This is a genomic window from Butyricimonas sp. BSD2780061689_150309_C8 (assembly GCF_015560935.1).
Taxonomy (GTDB): domain Bacteria; phylum Bacteroidota; class Bacteroidia; order Bacteroidales; family Marinifilaceae; genus Butyricimonas; species Butyricimonas paravirosa.
Genome location: NZ_JADMSV010000044.1, coordinates 1 through 13473, shown reverse-complemented (window position 1 = coordinate 13473; position 13473 = coordinate 1). Strand labels below are relative to the sequence as shown.

At 41.6% G+C, this 13473-nt stretch carries 16 protein-coding genes; 5 read left to right on the top strand and 11 right to left on the bottom strand.

Annotated elements, in window-relative coordinates; genetic code table 11:
• Nucleotides 1-223: 223 nt before the first annotated feature.
• The 7 genes from gshAB to I2I33_RS19755 form a co-directional block, all read right to left on the bottom strand.
• Nucleotides 224-2518 (bottom strand): bifunctional glutamate--cysteine ligase GshA/glutathione synthetase GshB, encoded by a 2295-nt coding sequence (gshAB, locus tag I2I33_RS19785; protein ID WP_032528639.1) that lies wholly within the window; start codon nucleotides 2516-2518, stop codon nucleotides 224-226.
• Nucleotides 2515-3858 carry an MATE family efflux transporter gene (locus I2I33_RS19780; protein WP_032528638.1) on the bottom strand — a complete coding sequence of 448 codons (1344 nt, stop codon included), beginning with the start codon at nucleotides 3856-3858 and terminating at the stop codon, nucleotides 2515-2517. The genes gshAB and I2I33_RS19780 overlap by 4 nt, the downstream gene beginning before the upstream one ends.
• A gap of 62 nt (nucleotides 3859-3920) precedes the next feature.
• A complete protein-coding gene (locus tag I2I33_RS19775; protein ID WP_004326342.1) occupies nucleotides 3921-4223 on the bottom strand; it encodes an ArsR/SmtB family transcription factor in 303 nt (100 codons plus the stop codon).
• A 132-nt stretch (nucleotides 4224-4355) separates the two neighbouring features.
• Entirely contained in the window at nucleotides 4356-5105 is a 750-nt protein-coding gene (locus I2I33_RS19770; RefSeq protein WP_057256617.1) for a class I SAM-dependent methyltransferase, read from the bottom strand.
• 84 nt (nucleotides 5106-5189) lie between these two features.
• Nucleotides 5190-5441 carry a plasmid partition protein ParG gene (locus tag I2I33_RS19765; protein ID WP_057256616.1) on the bottom strand — a complete coding sequence of 84 codons (252 nt, stop codon included), beginning with the start codon at nucleotides 5439-5441 and terminating at the stop codon, nucleotides 5190-5192.
• A 3-nt stretch (nucleotides 5442-5444) separates the two neighbouring features.
• A complete protein-coding gene (locus tag I2I33_RS19760) occupies nucleotides 5445-6206 on the bottom strand; it encodes a ParA family protein (protein WP_057256615.1) in 762 nt (253 codons plus the stop codon).
• A gap of 113 nt (nucleotides 6207-6319) precedes the next feature.
• A complete protein-coding gene (locus I2I33_RS19755; protein WP_057256614.1) occupies nucleotides 6320-7717 on the bottom strand; it encodes an ATP-binding protein in 1398 nt (465 codons plus the stop codon).
• 481 nt (nucleotides 7718-8198) lie between these two features.
• Between I2I33_RS19755 and I2I33_RS19750 the strand changes: the two genes are divergently transcribed.
• The 3 genes from I2I33_RS19750 to I2I33_RS19740 are packed head-to-tail and all read left to right on the top strand — an operon-like array spanning nucleotide 8199 to nucleotide 9551.
• Nucleotides 8199-8783 (top strand): recombinase family protein, encoded by a 585-nt coding sequence (locus tag I2I33_RS19750; RefSeq protein ID WP_117682365.1) that lies wholly within the window; start codon nucleotides 8199-8201, stop codon nucleotides 8781-8783.
• A gap of 18 nt (nucleotides 8784-8801) precedes the next feature.
• A complete protein-coding gene (locus tag I2I33_RS19745; RefSeq protein WP_117682364.1) occupies nucleotides 8802-9128 on the top strand; it encodes a hypothetical protein in 327 nt (108 codons plus the stop codon).
• A gap of 24 nt (nucleotides 9129-9152) precedes the next feature.
• A complete protein-coding gene (locus I2I33_RS19740; RefSeq protein ID WP_006846396.1) occupies nucleotides 9153-9551 on the top strand; it encodes a hypothetical protein in 399 nt (132 codons plus the stop codon).
• Between the two features lie 63 nt (nucleotides 9552-9614).
• On the opposite strand, the gene catA is transcribed toward I2I33_RS19740, so the two are convergent.
• From catA to I2I33_RS19720, 4 genes are all read right to left on the bottom strand, one after another.
• Nucleotides 9615-10250, bottom strand: coding sequence for a type A chloramphenicol O-acetyltransferase (catA, locus tag I2I33_RS19735; protein ID WP_006846395.1), 636 nt, complete (start codon nucleotides 10248-10250; stop codon nucleotides 9615-9617).
• Nucleotides 10251-10323: 73 nt separating this feature from the next.
• The gene (locus I2I33_RS19730; protein WP_117682363.1) at nucleotides 10324-10692 is read right to left on the bottom strand and encodes a VOC family protein; all 369 of its coding nucleotides are present in this window, start codon (nucleotides 10690-10692) and stop codon (nucleotides 10324-10326) included.
• Between the two features lie 19 nt (nucleotides 10693-10711).
• Complete coding sequence (locus I2I33_RS19725) at nucleotides 10712-10996, bottom strand: HU family DNA-binding protein (RefSeq protein WP_117682362.1); 285 nt, start codon at nucleotides 10994-10996, stop codon at nucleotides 10712-10714.
• A gap of 28 nt (nucleotides 10997-11024) precedes the next feature.
• Nucleotides 11025-12170 (bottom strand): type I restriction enzyme HsdR N-terminal domain-containing protein, encoded by a 1146-nt coding sequence (locus I2I33_RS19720; RefSeq protein ID WP_117682361.1) that lies wholly within the window; start codon nucleotides 12168-12170, stop codon nucleotides 11025-11027.
• Nucleotides 12171-12603: 433 nt separating this feature from the next.
• Between I2I33_RS19720 and I2I33_RS19715 the strand changes: the two genes are divergently transcribed.
• Both I2I33_RS19715 and I2I33_RS19710 read left to right on the top strand, forming a co-directional pair.
• The gene (locus I2I33_RS19715; RefSeq protein WP_117682360.1) at nucleotides 12604-13161 is read left to right on the top strand and encodes a phosphoribosyltransferase; all 558 of its coding nucleotides are present in this window, start codon (nucleotides 12604-12606) and stop codon (nucleotides 13159-13161) included.
• A gap of 8 nt (nucleotides 13162-13169) precedes the next feature.
• Nucleotides 13170-13418 (top strand): hypothetical protein, encoded by a 249-nt coding sequence (locus I2I33_RS19710; RefSeq protein WP_195666880.1) that lies wholly within the window; start codon nucleotides 13170-13172, stop codon nucleotides 13416-13418.
• Nucleotides 13419-13473: the final 55 nt, after the last annotated feature.

Here is a 13473-nt window from a genome sequence, read left to right as displayed (position 1 = left end):
TAAGTGGGTCAGTTTCGGTTATAAAGGTGGGTCAGGTGATTTTTATAATAGTGGGTCAAGTGACTTTATATTTTCCAACGAATGATCCGTCAACTTTTCAACAACTTCTCCGATGTATGTAATATGTTCCATGTGATTATATATATTTTAAATCGTAAATATACGTTGGTTTAACCTATAATAAAAAGGATAGGTTATATCCTTTTTATTGTCTGCACTGTCTTTAAAATCCCAAAGCCCTGATCATCTTATGGTTCAGGTGTCTGTTCTTGCCCTTGAACGGATAACAGTGTATATGTATGGCAGGATTGAAGTTCATTTCAATGATCGCATAGTTATCCGGTGTGGCAGGAGCATGAATATCCTGTATCATCATATCCAGCCCGGTAATCTTCACGTTCAGAGCTTTGGCAGCTTCCACAGCAATAGCCTTGTACGAGTCGTCTATATCGTCTGTAAAATCTATGCTGTCTCCTCCCGTACTGATATTGGAGTTCTCACGAAGATAGACCACTTCCCCCTCTTTGGGTACAGTGTTGAAATCCATTCCCTGCTGCTTCAGAAACATTTCCTCCTCACGCCCCTTTCTAATTTTCTCCAAAGGGGTGCGATATCCTTTACCTCTGAGCGGATCTTCATTCTTCCTGTCTATCAGTTGTCCGATATTCAGAACACCGTCACCCGTCACGTTTGCCGGAACACGGTGAAGGATACCTACCACTTCATCATTGATGATGAATATCCTGAACTCCCTTCCCGGTATGAACTTCTCTATAAGCACCGTGTTGTCATGCTCAAAGGCTATCTGCAAGGCTGCCTTGAAGTCCGTTTCATCATAGTTATGCTTCAGTATGGTTATACCCAATCCGAAATTGGTGGACTTAGGCTTGATTACCACAGGTTTCCCTGCATACATACGGTAGTCTGCCATACCTGCCTCCGGTGACGTGTATTCATAACCGCCCGGCACGCTTATTCCGGCACGTTCCAGCACCTTCTTCGTTACCACCTTATTTTCCATCATCAATACAGACACGTATGAGTCCAAAGAGGTCTTGGTTGCCTGCATCACATATTCCTCCTTTTTACCGTCAAACAGACGTATGAAGTTTTCCTTACGGTCAAGTATTTCAAAACCTACCCCTTTAAGTATTGCAGCCTTCAGCAGAAGCTGTGTGGACATTTCCATATCCTCCAGTCCATGAAATCTGTAACCTCCGCTTATGGTGGCTTCCCTATACTGTCTTGCCTTCTCCAGATGGAACGGTACAAACCCCACCCTGTTTATGTTCTCATACAGCACCATGCCTATACGCTTCTCAGGATTCTGTACAAGATACAGATTGTGCTGCATCTCCTGACGGTAGGTTTCATTGTCAAGCACCCCATATTCTGAAAGAATCCTCTCCATATCTTCTAAAATAGAAGTAGCTTTCTGCTGTACAGTGGTCGAGCAGCATTTCAACTCCTTCTTTTCGTCTCTTCCATAGCATGAAGCCATATCCTGATTACAGGTAGCCCTTTGCAGTTCTTCCTCCGTAAGACTTCCGTTCTCCTCCTTCAGCAGAGAATAGACAAGCAGAAGGTGAGAAAAATAAATGGCACTTGCGCATACCCCCGATTTTGTAAACGGGTCAAGATCCACAATTCGTACCTCAATGTAGGAAGGAGAACCATTATCCTTTTCCAGAAACTTGATACGAACCGGAAGATAAAGCTCGTGAGGTCCGTCAATACGGTTTTCCCTTATCAGTTTGTCAATAGACATATTATAGGCTTCAAGTGAGGAATAATCGATGAAGAATTCCTCACGGTTACGATACCCCAACGGACTTGTCCTCAGACTGAGGCTTACCCCACACTTCATGGGCTGCTTTTCTCCCGTTTTAAGCGAAATCACATTCAGGGTTTCTTCCGCAAGCGGAGATTCACCGTACAGCCAGATAAAAAGCCAGCGGTATTTGAGAAAGTTCCTCACCACACGGAAATATACTGTTTCCCTGACCTCCTCCATAGAGCTGCCGCACACACCGCTTTTCAGCAGAACGTCCATCAGTTTTTCCGAGAAAGAGAAATTGAAGTGTATTCCCGAAATAAGCTGCCTTTCCTTTCCGTAGGTTCCGGCAAGTTTCTGACGGTAATACTCCTTGTCCTTGAACTCTCCCGAATAATGTGCAATGGGTATCTCCTGATTCTCCTTCAATACAGGAGGAAGGCTCTGAGGCCAGAGAAGCTCATCGCCGATATTCTCCGTCACCACATCGTGCAGCGTTTCCATAAATCCCAAAGCCTCTCCTACACTTGGCAGCGGCGGAGTTATCATTTCCACCTGACTCTCTGAAAAGTCGGTGGTTATATAAGGGTGCTTCCCCTTGTCGCCAAATACTGCCGGGTGTGGAGTCAGGGCAAGCGTACCGTCCTGATTGACCCTGACATTTTCCTTTTCAAGTCCGAAACACCCCTCTCTAAGCAGATGGCTGTTCTGTTTAAGTATAAAGCAAAAATCCTGTGTATTCATATACTGCTATATTGTATGTTTGATTTTTCAAGTTCCTTTTCCCTTTTTCTATATAATAGATAAAGTACAATGCCCTTTATCACGCTGGTAAGCGATATGCTCCACCAGACACCCTCTATTCCCATTCCCAGACTTTTGCCAAGCAGAAGGGCAAGAGGTATCCTCATTGTGGTGAACACGATGCTCACGGTTGCCGGATATTTGGTAAGCCCCTGTCCGGTATAAGCTCCCGAAGTAAGTATTTCAAGTGTGGCAAACAGCTGTGAGAAGCCGACTATACGCAGATAGGCACTACCTATTTCTATGGTGGCAGCCTCATTCACGAAAAATGACAGTATGGTTTCCGGGAAAGCTAAAAATATGAATGTGGCAGGAATGGAGATACAATATCCAAGCCTGATACTTGTACGATAGCATTTCCTTATCATATCCGTATTCCTTTCCCCATAATATTGCCCTATAAGTATGGAGGTTGCCTGCATCAGACCGTTCATAAGAAGAAACGAGAGCGACTCTATCTGAAGCCCCAGCTTCTGTGCGGCTATTGCATCTGTTCCCCATATACTTACGATACGCCCGATGGCTATGCCGATAAGCGAGAACAGAATACGCTGCATGGCAGGTGCTGTACCTATTCCAAGTATTTTCCTGAGAAACTTGTGGGGTACTGCTTTTATACTCAAGGTGAGTTCAAGCCTGTGTCTGAGAAGATACACCGCATACATCATGGCACACCCCTGTGAAAGTGCCGTAGCCCATGCCGCACCTTCCACTCCCAGTCCGAAATAAAATATAAACAGAGGGTCAAGAATGATATTGACGATATTCCCGTAAAGTACCGCCCTGAACGAGAATTGTGTCTTTCCGTGTGCGTCTATAATGGCGGTAAACAAAAGGTTCATAAACATGATAAGAACTGTGATACTGCTTATCCTCAGATAGTTCTGAGCCATCGTGTTTACTTCCGGTCTTTCGATATTGAAAAGTGATATAAGAGGCTCCGCCAGCATAAAGACGAACAGGGCATAGAATATCCCCAACACGAATGTACTGCGTATTCCGCACGATATGAAGTGCTGTATCCTGTCCTTCTTTTCAGCCCCTATACTGTGTGATACCGATACCATAGTACCGATGGTTATCACGCTTATCAAAGACCAACCCAATTTGATATAAAATCCGGCCGTTCCGACAGCCGCCACTTCTCCGCTTCCCAATTTCCCGACCCAGAACATATCCGTAATATCGTATGAAATCTGAAGGCAGGATGATAGTATGATAGGGATTGCTATTCTCAGTAGTGATTTTCTTTTTTCTCTTTTTGCCGATGTCTGTTCCATATTTCCAATTTTATATCGTAAAAATACGATACCTTATGCCAATAAAAAAACTCTTAATCAAATCATAAGAGTTCTGAAAACAGTTTCTTTGCCAAAAGCAGGTTTTCACGGTTAATACGATAGCAAACCTTAGGTGGAGCTATCTCGCCGTCTATCAGACCTACATCTTTCAGCACCTTCAAATGCTGTGATATGGTAGACTGTGCGATTGGCAGTTCCGTTGTCAAGTCTCCACAATAACAACAGGCATTGTGGTTAGCCAACAATCTTACGATTGCTATTCGTGCCGGGTGGCTCAGAGCCTTGGCAAAACGTGCTGCCAAAATATCTTTTTCCTCAAATTCTTCTGCTTTACTGAATGCCATAATATTTTCATTTTTTATATCGCAAATATACGATATATTTTTTATCAACCAACCTATTTATATAGATTTTATGTATTTTTTAATGTGCAGATGCACGAAGCCCCCGGAGAGTTACCCCGCCGGAGGCTTTTTTTATAGTTTCTGTGCTATATAGAAACCGTAACTGTAATAATCCTTGTACTTCTTGTAGAAGTCTGCTTCCTGTATATCTCTTTCAACAATAACTCTGGCAACTTCATTGTCGCCGAACTTCTCCATAAAGTCCTTGTGGCTGTCTAATAGGGGGTTGTAATAATTGTCAAGCCAGCAGTCATCAGGAAGTATAAAGTGTCCGAGAACCTTATATCCGGCTTCTTCCAGAGCTTTGATTTTTCCTGCTATTGTGTCCATTTCAGCATACTCTCCGTTCCAGAAGTCTTCCAGTTCTTTCGGGCGACAGTTTGTTATCCATGACAATTCAGAGACTGCAAGTATTCCTCCCGGTTTGAGAAACTCTTTCCAATAGTTGATGCCGTTCTTGAATCCGATATTGTAAACTGCCCCTTCCGACCAGATAATATCGAACTCCTCCTTTTCAAAAGGCAGCTTGTCCATAGATGCAGCCAGTGTCTCAATATGTGCCGTGATATTTTCATTCTTGCTGTCCTCTTTCAGTTTTTCAAGAAACTCCTCAAACAAATCCACTGCAATAATGTTACCTTTCAGCATTTTTGCCAAAGAGATAGTCTGTTCGCCTGTACCACAACCTATGTCTGCTATCTTGTAAGACTTTTCCCTATCTATCTTAGCCAGTGTAACTGCAAGATTTGTAGCGTCTTCACTACCCGGTCCCTGTCTCTTGTTATTACGATGCAGATGCATCATCAATTCCATTTCGTCCATATTTTTGTTCTTTATATTGTTGATAATATAACACGTTATCAATCTGCTTGTTTATAGTATCTTGCTTTATGTGCCTTTTGGTTGTTATTCTTCGTATTTATCCAAATACTCCAGAGCCGCTTCCTGAATGACATCTTTTAGAGTTACCCCCTTACGTATAGCCAGCGTTTTCAGGCGTGTGTGAATACTCTGGTTGATTACAAAGTTACAGTGTACCGCCTTCTCCTTTTTGGGCTGTTCCGGCTCCTGAATTGCTGCGGTCGGCTGTATCAGACTGTCAAGACCGCCTGTTATCCCGGCGGCCATGCTGCTTTTCAAATCTTTCTTATTTGCCATAGTTTAGTTCATTTTTCCCATTAGTAACTCGTTGCATACACTCTCGTAATCTTCTGCTCCGGCTGACTTGGGCGCATAGTGAAAGATGTCCTGTCCTTGTGTCGGAGCTTCGGCAAGCGCAATGGCATTGCGTATGTGTGTGCTGAAGACCTTTCCCTGAAAGGTTTCCTGCACCAGTTCTGAAACGCTCTTGTTCAGGTTCTTTCTTCCGTCATACTGGGTAATCAGCACCCCGGCAATCTTCAGGTCTGAGTTAAGACGCTGCTGTACCTTACTTACAACCTGCATCAGCTTGGCCATACCTCGCATGGCGAGATATTGCGCCTGTACCGGAATGATAAGCTGATCCGAAGCGGTCAGCGCATTTAACGTGAGCAATGACAATGACGGAGGGCAGTCTATCAGTATATAGTCGTACTTATCCTTGCTCTCTTTGATAAGGTGCGCAAGGATAAGCTCACGCCCTGCCTCGTTAATCAGTTCCGTTTCTACCGCCGACAAGTCCAGACATGAAGGCACTACGCTCATGCCGTCCTTGTGCTGGTATATCGGCAGCGGATATTCGCCTTTCATCGCTCCGTAAATAGTCTGTGGCAGTTCGGCCGACAAGCCCATTGATTCGGTCAGGTTCGCCTGTCCGTCAAGGTCTATCAGCAGCACCTTATAACCTTTCTGCTGCAATGCCCCTCCCAAGTTGATGGTGGTAGTGGTCTTGCCCACACCGCCCTTGTGGTTCAGAATACATAAAACCTTTGCTTTCGTCATAAATCCTTGTATTTTAATTTCCTGATGTTTCTTTATTGCAAATATAATGAATAATACTAAAAGTAGTATATACTAATCTACTAATTTTAGTATTTAATTTAAAGTGTTGTTCTTCATTCTGTTTTTACGATGTCAGACGGATATATAATCCGTGCAGCGTCCTTGTTATGTGGCTCGTTTTTCAAGAAAAGCATAATGTGAACGCTTTGCCCTTTTTTGATAAATGGCAGATATTTTATCTTTGCTTCAAGTGAATTTACAAGCCTTTGTGCATCTTCCTTGTTAGTCCATTTACATTCACCTATGAGGATATGTTTTCTGTCTATTGATTCAGCCACCACATCAAGTTCCACCATTGCACCCTCCTTGTTTTCTTCCGTGAAGATCTTACCCCACCACCGTGAAGCCATATTATATACTATGCCGTCAATGATGTTACCGCTTACATATTGGCGGCAAAGGTGCTCCCAACACTCCCCTACATACCCGGAGAATTGTGTTTTTATGATGGATAGCACGGTTTCTGTCCGTTCCAGTTCCAAAATGGATTTGTAGGGTGCGACAAACCTGTAATTGAACTCCAGCAGGCTGTCGTTGATACGGTATATCCCTTTTTTGCTTTTTTTCTCGTCCTCGCCGAATGGCACTTCCCGGCGTATATATCCCAGCTCTCTCAGTTTGCCTAAAGGTTCTGTTATCTGGGTGGCTTCCTTACCTACCCGTCCGGCTATTTCAGAGAGGCGGTTTGCTCCGTTGCCGATAATTGAAAGCAGGGTGGACGCTTGCACGGTATCACGCATATCGTCCCTTAACAGGCGTATTGGTTCGTCCGCTAAAAATCCCTTGTTATCCAACAGCAGTTTTTCGATTGCCGTTTCATTGTCCTTGTAGTCGGCTCTCAATTCCCAATATCGTGGTATTCCACCCCATACCGCATATTCCTCTATTGCTTTTTGGGCATCACAACCAAGTGCCTGTCCTATATATTGTACGGGTATAGGTGTGAGGCGTATGATTTCATCTGCCAGTCCGTATAGAGGTTCTTTCCTATCCAATATGTAGCCCTGCATCAGTTGTTGTGAAGAACCGCAGAGGATAAGATTGAACTTCAGGCATTTCTCGTTGAGCAGCTTTTGTATGACGGATGGCAGAGAAGGGCAGCTTTTTACCAGATACGGAAACTCGTCAAGGCAGACAGTGCTGTTTTCCGCAACCTGACGGTTCAAGGCACGCAAAAGTGTTTCCCAATCTGGATATGTAACCTTGTCGAAGTCTTCCATACCGACCATTGTGGCTGTTTTGGCAAACAGCATACGCTGGTTTGCCTCATTGGTCTGGTCGCTTAAAAAATAAATGTCTTTTCGCTTCCAGTCCATGATTTCCCTGATAAGTTTCGACTTGCCTATTCTTCTGCGTCCGTAAATGACGATGAACTGCGGCTTTTCTCTTTGCAGGGCGTTGTTTACCCTTTCCAGATAGTCTTTTCTATCTATAAAGTCTTTAAATTCCATATCTCTTAAAATATATCTTTCACAAAGATAATCTTTCTGAAAGATATTTCAAAAGATTGCAGGATTTATTTAATACTAAAAGTAGTATATACTAATCTACTAATTTTAGTAAATTGTTCTGTGTGCTGTTTCTGGAGGTTGTTCCTGTGCTAAAAAACAGCTTGCTGTGGCTCGATTTTGTAAAACCGCTGTCGTTTTTTTTGCCAAATCGGGGTATTAGGCTCCCCCTTGACAGGGGTATCGCCAACATTCCGTACAAAAGTAACTCTAAGCCTGATGCAAGGTTTCTGCTTTTTTCTGAATCCTGATGTCCGTTGGCTGGTTCTTTGGGTTATGTTGCGGTATTTCCTTCAGTCCAAATTAAAGTATAGTCTAATGTGGACTGCAAGAAAAATGTCTTATTCATTATAAATAAGACGTTTTTTCTTGCTTTTTAAGTCCAAATTCTTTAACTTTGGAAAATAAAGTTTAATTTGGACTTATGAGTGAAAAAATAGGATATGCACGAGTCAGCACAAGAGAGCAGAACCTTTCTTCTCAGGAAGACGCACTGTATAAGGCAGGGTGCAGCCGCATTTTTACGGATAAGGTTTCCGGCAAAGAGTTCAACCGTGAGGGGCTGACCGCCTGTCTGGATTACCTTCGTTCAGGTGACACGCTTGTCATTTACCGACTTGACCGACTGGGCAGATCCGTAAAGGAAATGCTCGACCTTTGCGCCCGGCTGGAGAACCACAATATCAAACTTGTTTCCCTTCAGGATAACCTTGATACTTCCACCGCTGTCGGAAGGTTTACTATGCAAGTCCTCGCATCACTGGCAGAGTATAACCGCAATCTTATTCTGGAGGGGTGCAAAGCCGGAATCGAAGCCGCCAAGAAACGGGGTGTCAGGTTAGGCAGACAAGAGGGGGTAAAAATGAAGAAGCCTAAAAAGGAAGCTGTCCTTCAGCTTTACAAGGCTGGTTCCTCCATTGCTCAGATAATGGAAATAACTGGCATCAGGTCTAAGCAGACCATATACAACTATCTGAACGAAGAACAGATAAAACCCAATAGAAAATGAATTAATAAAAAATACATTATGGCTGATAAATTAGAATTTTCCGAAAAACTTGTTTATGACTACTTTAAGCAGCATAAACTTCATAAATCAGGTGCAGATGCCGTTATACAGATGGTGCAGTTTGCACGAAGCGAAGAAACAGAGCCTTCAGAAGTTCTGAAAGATACGATTAACCGCTATCTGAATGACAGATGTTCCAATATGGCTGCAAATGACGAAGAACGAATAAAAAGCAGACATCATGATATTGCAGCCGGAATAATCTTTTTCTGCTGCAATTTCTGCCATAGAGACGAGATTGAAAAGATGGAGAGTATAGCCCCTATGCTTGCCCGTAACTTTTGATTATGTTACAAAATCAATGATATTATGAAATCTGCCAGTTACATCGAGTGGAATAATCTGAAGAATATCCCTTTCTTCCTTTGCCAAGTGGTCGAGGACGAAGAAAACAAAGACATTGACATCTATTATTTAGGTGAACGTGTCTTACACGATTACGACCATGTAGGACACTATATGCGTTCTGCCATTATACTGTTCCGAAGAATCAAGAACCGCACAGCCGACTGGGTAAACCTTCAGAACCTCTGGACGCTGCGCAACTGTATTCGTGAGAATTATAATCACGGTATAGGTGTGGATAGTCTGATTTACGGAGAGGACTTTGACGGTATGAACCCCGAAACGCTTACCCCATTGACTAAAAAACGTTTTGATCTTATAGTAAAACGAATCAAAGAGCTTGACAAATACGCAACAATTTAACCCTGCACAAAATATGCAGATGCACGAAGCCCCCGGCAAGTTACCCCGCCGGAGGCTTCGTATTTATATTTCCGTACATATTTTTTGTATTGTATTGACAAGCCTTGATACATGAAATCCGTCACATACCGCATGATGTACTTGTATGGATAACGGAATATAGAATTTATCTTCTTGCTTGAAATATTTTCCGAACGTAAAAATCGGCAATAAGTATCCGGTATCGGGCTTTATATTAAGATTAAATCCTGTGAACGTAGTCCAAGGCAATGAGGATATTGGAAAAACATTCTTAGGAGCTTGAGGTTTGGCATCTATAGCGGTATTATTCCCGTAGAGTTCTATATCCCGGTTATAATTGGATAAAAAGGTATTCAGATCTTTATCCCATTCCGTCCATATATTGGAAAAGGTTTCACTCTCTTTATGGAAAACAGTGTAACATGGGTGTAGTGTCTCCCATACTCCTACTTCCCCATTCTCGTTTATGTCTGTTCTGAACTCATCATAACAATTTACCGCTTTTGATAAGGCATAAACAAGAAGAGGATAGAGTTTAGTATTCTGTTCTGTCTTAAATCTGATAACTCTTGAAATATCAATATTGACCGTTATACTGTATGTACATGGAATCTTATCAAAATAATGGTCAAAATAAGGATTCCTTTTCCAGTTGTTTCTATCTATTATCTTAAACATTGTGATAAAATTATTATAGCTTGGTATTTTTATATTTCAAGGAGCATTGTCCTATACCAGCTTATAGTAAGAGCTATTTACCTTTCTCAAATTGAATCAGTTCAATAGGGGCACCGTTGTGCTCTATCATCGCAACCCATATTCCGTCTGCCGGAGAGTTTACAGGTGTAAGTACAGTCAGCTTCCTTTCCCTGATTTCCTTTTCTATATCCTGAACCTCAAATGCAATATGAGGCACTTTCTGTATGAGTGGATGCATCTGGCAATCTTCTTCAAAACGCATCCATTCTATTCCGAAAGGACTGGTCGGAAATCCTGACACATAAAACTTCAAAAGAGGTATATATACTTCTCCCTCTTTCTTTTCTGTAGTTGGTATTCCTGTATGATGATATACCCAGCCCCACTTTATACATTCGGCAAGTTCATGTTCTTTTCTCATATCAATATAATCTATATAGTTACATATTCATTTTGCTTACCTCTTTTATAAATTCCTTTGCTGGCTTGAAAGCCGGAATATTGTGTGCCGGAACTATCAGAGTTGTATTTTTAGTGATGTTTCGTGCTGTTTTCTCTGCACGGTGCTTGATGATAAAGCTGCCGAAGCCTCTCAGATAAACGGGTTCTTCCCTCTCCAAAGCGTTCTTTACCTCTGCCATCAGGCTTTCCACGATTGCCAACACATCCTTTTTGTTGATACCTGTTTCCAATACAATGGTATTTACGAGTTCTGCTTTAGTCATTTCTTATATTTTTATTTATTATGCTGTTTTATACTTTATATTCACTGTTACTTATTACTGTATAAATATCTTTTATGGCATTCAGAAAATATGGGAATCTGGTGCCCCATTGATTATTTACCACTATTTTTGTGCCATCTGATAAAGTTATTATTTCTCCAGCATCGAGGAAATATCTCTTCTTTATATCTTCTGATTTCTTTATCATTTGCTGTACTTCCTCATATCTCTTGATAACACCTCTGCTTCTACTATGAATTTCCGGATAGAATACCTTTTCCATTTCATTAAATGTTATTCCCGGATGTTTCTGGATATAGTCCTTTATTATCTCCAGTACAAACTTTCTTTTGTTATAGTATTTTGCTCCACCATCAAAGGAGAATCGAGTCGTATCTCTTGTTTGTGAACTGTTACTCTCAGGTTTATGTTCTTCTATTACAGATACCGGGTTTTGAATAGCTTGTCTAGTTTTTATTTCACTAGTTTTGATATTCACCTGTATATCAATTTTCGTGAGTTCTTTATCTATTCTTTCTTCAGTGAAACCTTCTGATAGCAGCATATTTTTTATCAGTTCTTTCACATTTTCTTCTGCTTCCTGCATAAAGTCACTCATTCTTTCTTTAAGCCTGGTGTATTCCTGTTTCCTCTTTAGTGCCTCCTTACAATAGTTTTCTATCTTTTCTGTATTGCATTGCTCGTATGCGAACAGATCACAGAATACCTCTCCGTTATTATCTGTATCTTTTATGTTTACAGTCATTACAGGTATGGGGTTTGCTATTGGATTTTCTTTGTTGTCCTGGGCATCATAATATAACTGTATTTTTTCTCCTATATATAATCCGAAGTTCAGACGGAGTTGTCTCATATATGAAAACAGTTGCAGTTCCTGTCTTTCACTCCTTATGTTGTCCGGTCTTTTTATCTCTACTGCTATTACAGGTACGATATTGCCGTTATCATTTTCTTTCTGCAATACTATATCAGGTCTGATGAAATTATTACTTCCTATAGGTATGGTCACTTGTGACTGCAAAGTGCTGTTTGTCTTTCTCCAGCCAAGTATCTTAAAGCAATTCTCTATCTCTCTTTGGTAGGTTGATTCCATTACTCCATTGTTGATGCAGTAACTAAGAATATCATATATTTCAAGCCAATTTTCTTTCATATTTATTATTCTTCTTTCAGTATCATCTTCAAAGGTAGCTATTTATTATCTATTACTTATCAAAAAGATTAGAAATTCTTGATTTTCTGTTAGGGCGTTTCCCTTCAGGTCGGGCTTTCCGCTGCAAGTCCTCGCTTCGCTGTGGGCTTTTCTCTGCAATCCCTAACGCATAACCCCTACCCTTCGGGCAGGGAGAGCGGTATGGTATTTTCCCTTAACTGATTGAAACATTGGCAAAGGTAGGCGGGAGTGAAAACAAGCCTGCAAAAAATGCCAAATCTCCACCTTTCAGGTAGTATTTACCATTTTCTCAGGCTTGCAATTCACTCTTTCCGCTGTCAATAAAATCCAATGTTCTCAATCAGCAAAGGGAAAAAAATTTGATTGGGGCGACAGGCGATGTAAGCGAGTATAAACCTTAACTATCAGAAGTATGGCAGCAATGAACACGAACCCGAAGTACAGGAAGCAGTGGCAAAAGCTGATGTTTTCCTTTTTTGACTATTTGCCGATGAAGTACGAAGCGAACCCAAGAGAGTGGCAGATACGCAAACTTATTTGGGATTTCAAGGACGGCAAACGCAGTCTGCAAGTGGCTGAACTCGTGGCACGGAAGATAAGGGAAACTTTCGGCAGCATGACCGAAAAAATAGTATTCTGTTGCGTTCCGGCATCGAGCAGCGAAAAGAACGTGAAACGGTACAAGGACTTTTCCGATGAAGTGTGCCGACTGGCTGGCACGATAAACGCTTTTGACCATATAAGCGTAGAGGGTGAACGGTTGGCGGTACACGAGTACAAAGGCACCAAGACCGTCAGAAATGCACAGATAATCAATTTTGAGGAAGCATTTTTCAAGGGTGCGCAAGTGCTGATTTTTGACGATGTGATAACAAGAGGTTTCTCCTATGCCCGTTTTGCGTGCGCTTTGGAGGCTTTCGGAGCTTCTGTTTTGGGAGGTTTTTTCTTAGGTAGAACACTTTTAAAATAATATGAGGTATGAAGACACAATTTGAAGTAAACGAAGATTTCCGAGTGATGGAAAATGAAGAGCTTGTTTATATGCTGACAAAAAAGAACGATTTCAGCCAAAAGGCAGCGGAAGACCTTTTCGGCTATCCTAATGTTTCGTCTTTTTCCGATGTAGTTTCACAAATGACACCTGCTAAGCGCAAACTTGCGATGGCAGCCGTAGAACTTTACAAAAGACTGAGGGAGAACGTAAGTGGAAAATATAAAGTCACTTGACCCACTATTATACTCTAAATTGACCCATCAAAAAAATATTAGAATTAAGTAGAGA

Coding starts and splice junctions, on each gene's coding strand:
- gshAB (WP_032528639.1), bottom strand. CDS start 2,518: ATGAATACACAGGATTTTTGCTTTATACTTAAACAGAACAGCCATCTG.
- I2I33_RS19780 (WP_032528638.1), bottom strand. CDS start 3,858: ATGGAACAGACATCGGCAAAAAGAGAAAAAAGAAAATCACTACTGAGA.
- I2I33_RS19775 (WP_004326342.1), bottom strand. CDS start 4,223: ATGGCATTCAGTAAAGCAGAAGAATTTGAGGAAAAAGATATTTTGGCA.
- I2I33_RS19770 (WP_057256617.1), bottom strand. CDS start 5,105: ATGGACGAAATGGAATTGATGATGCATCTGCATCGTAATAACAAGAGA.
- I2I33_RS19765 (WP_057256616.1), bottom strand. CDS start 5,441: ATGGCAAATAAGAAAGATTTGAAAAGCAGCATGGCCGCCGGGATAACA.
- I2I33_RS19760 (WP_057256615.1), bottom strand. CDS start 6,206: ATGACGAAAGCAAAGGTTTTATGTATTCTGAACCACAAGGGCGGTGTG.
- I2I33_RS19755 (WP_057256614.1), bottom strand. CDS start 7,717: ATGGAATTTAAAGACTTTATAGATAGAAAAGACTATCTGGAAAGGGTA.
- I2I33_RS19750 (WP_117682365.1), top strand. CDS start 8,199: ATGAGTGAAAAAATAGGATATGCACGAGTCAGCACAAGAGAGCAGAAC.
- I2I33_RS19745 (WP_117682364.1), top strand. CDS start 8,802: ATGGCTGATAAATTAGAATTTTCCGAAAAACTTGTTTATGACTACTTT.
- I2I33_RS19740 (WP_006846396.1), top strand. CDS start 9,153: ATGAAATCTGCCAGTTACATCGAGTGGAATAATCTGAAGAATATCCCT.
- catA (WP_006846395.1), bottom strand. CDS start 10,250: ATGTTTAAGATAATAGATAGAAACAACTGGAAAAGGAATCCTTATTTT.
- I2I33_RS19730 (WP_117682363.1), bottom strand. CDS start 10,692: ATGAGAAAAGAACATGAACTTGCCGAATGTATAAAGTGGGGCTGGGTA.
- I2I33_RS19725 (WP_117682362.1), bottom strand. CDS start 10,996: ATGACTAAAGCAGAACTCGTAAATACCATTGTATTGGAAACAGGTATC.
- I2I33_RS19720 (WP_117682361.1), bottom strand. CDS start 12,170: ATGAAAGAAAATTGGCTTGAAATATATGATATTCTTAGTTACTGCATC.
- I2I33_RS19715 (WP_117682360.1), top strand. CDS start 12,604: ATGGCAGCAATGAACACGAACCCGAAGTACAGGAAGCAGTGGCAAAAG.
- I2I33_RS19710 (WP_195666880.1), top strand. CDS start 13,170: ATGAAGACACAATTTGAAGTAAACGAAGATTTCCGAGTGATGGAAAAT.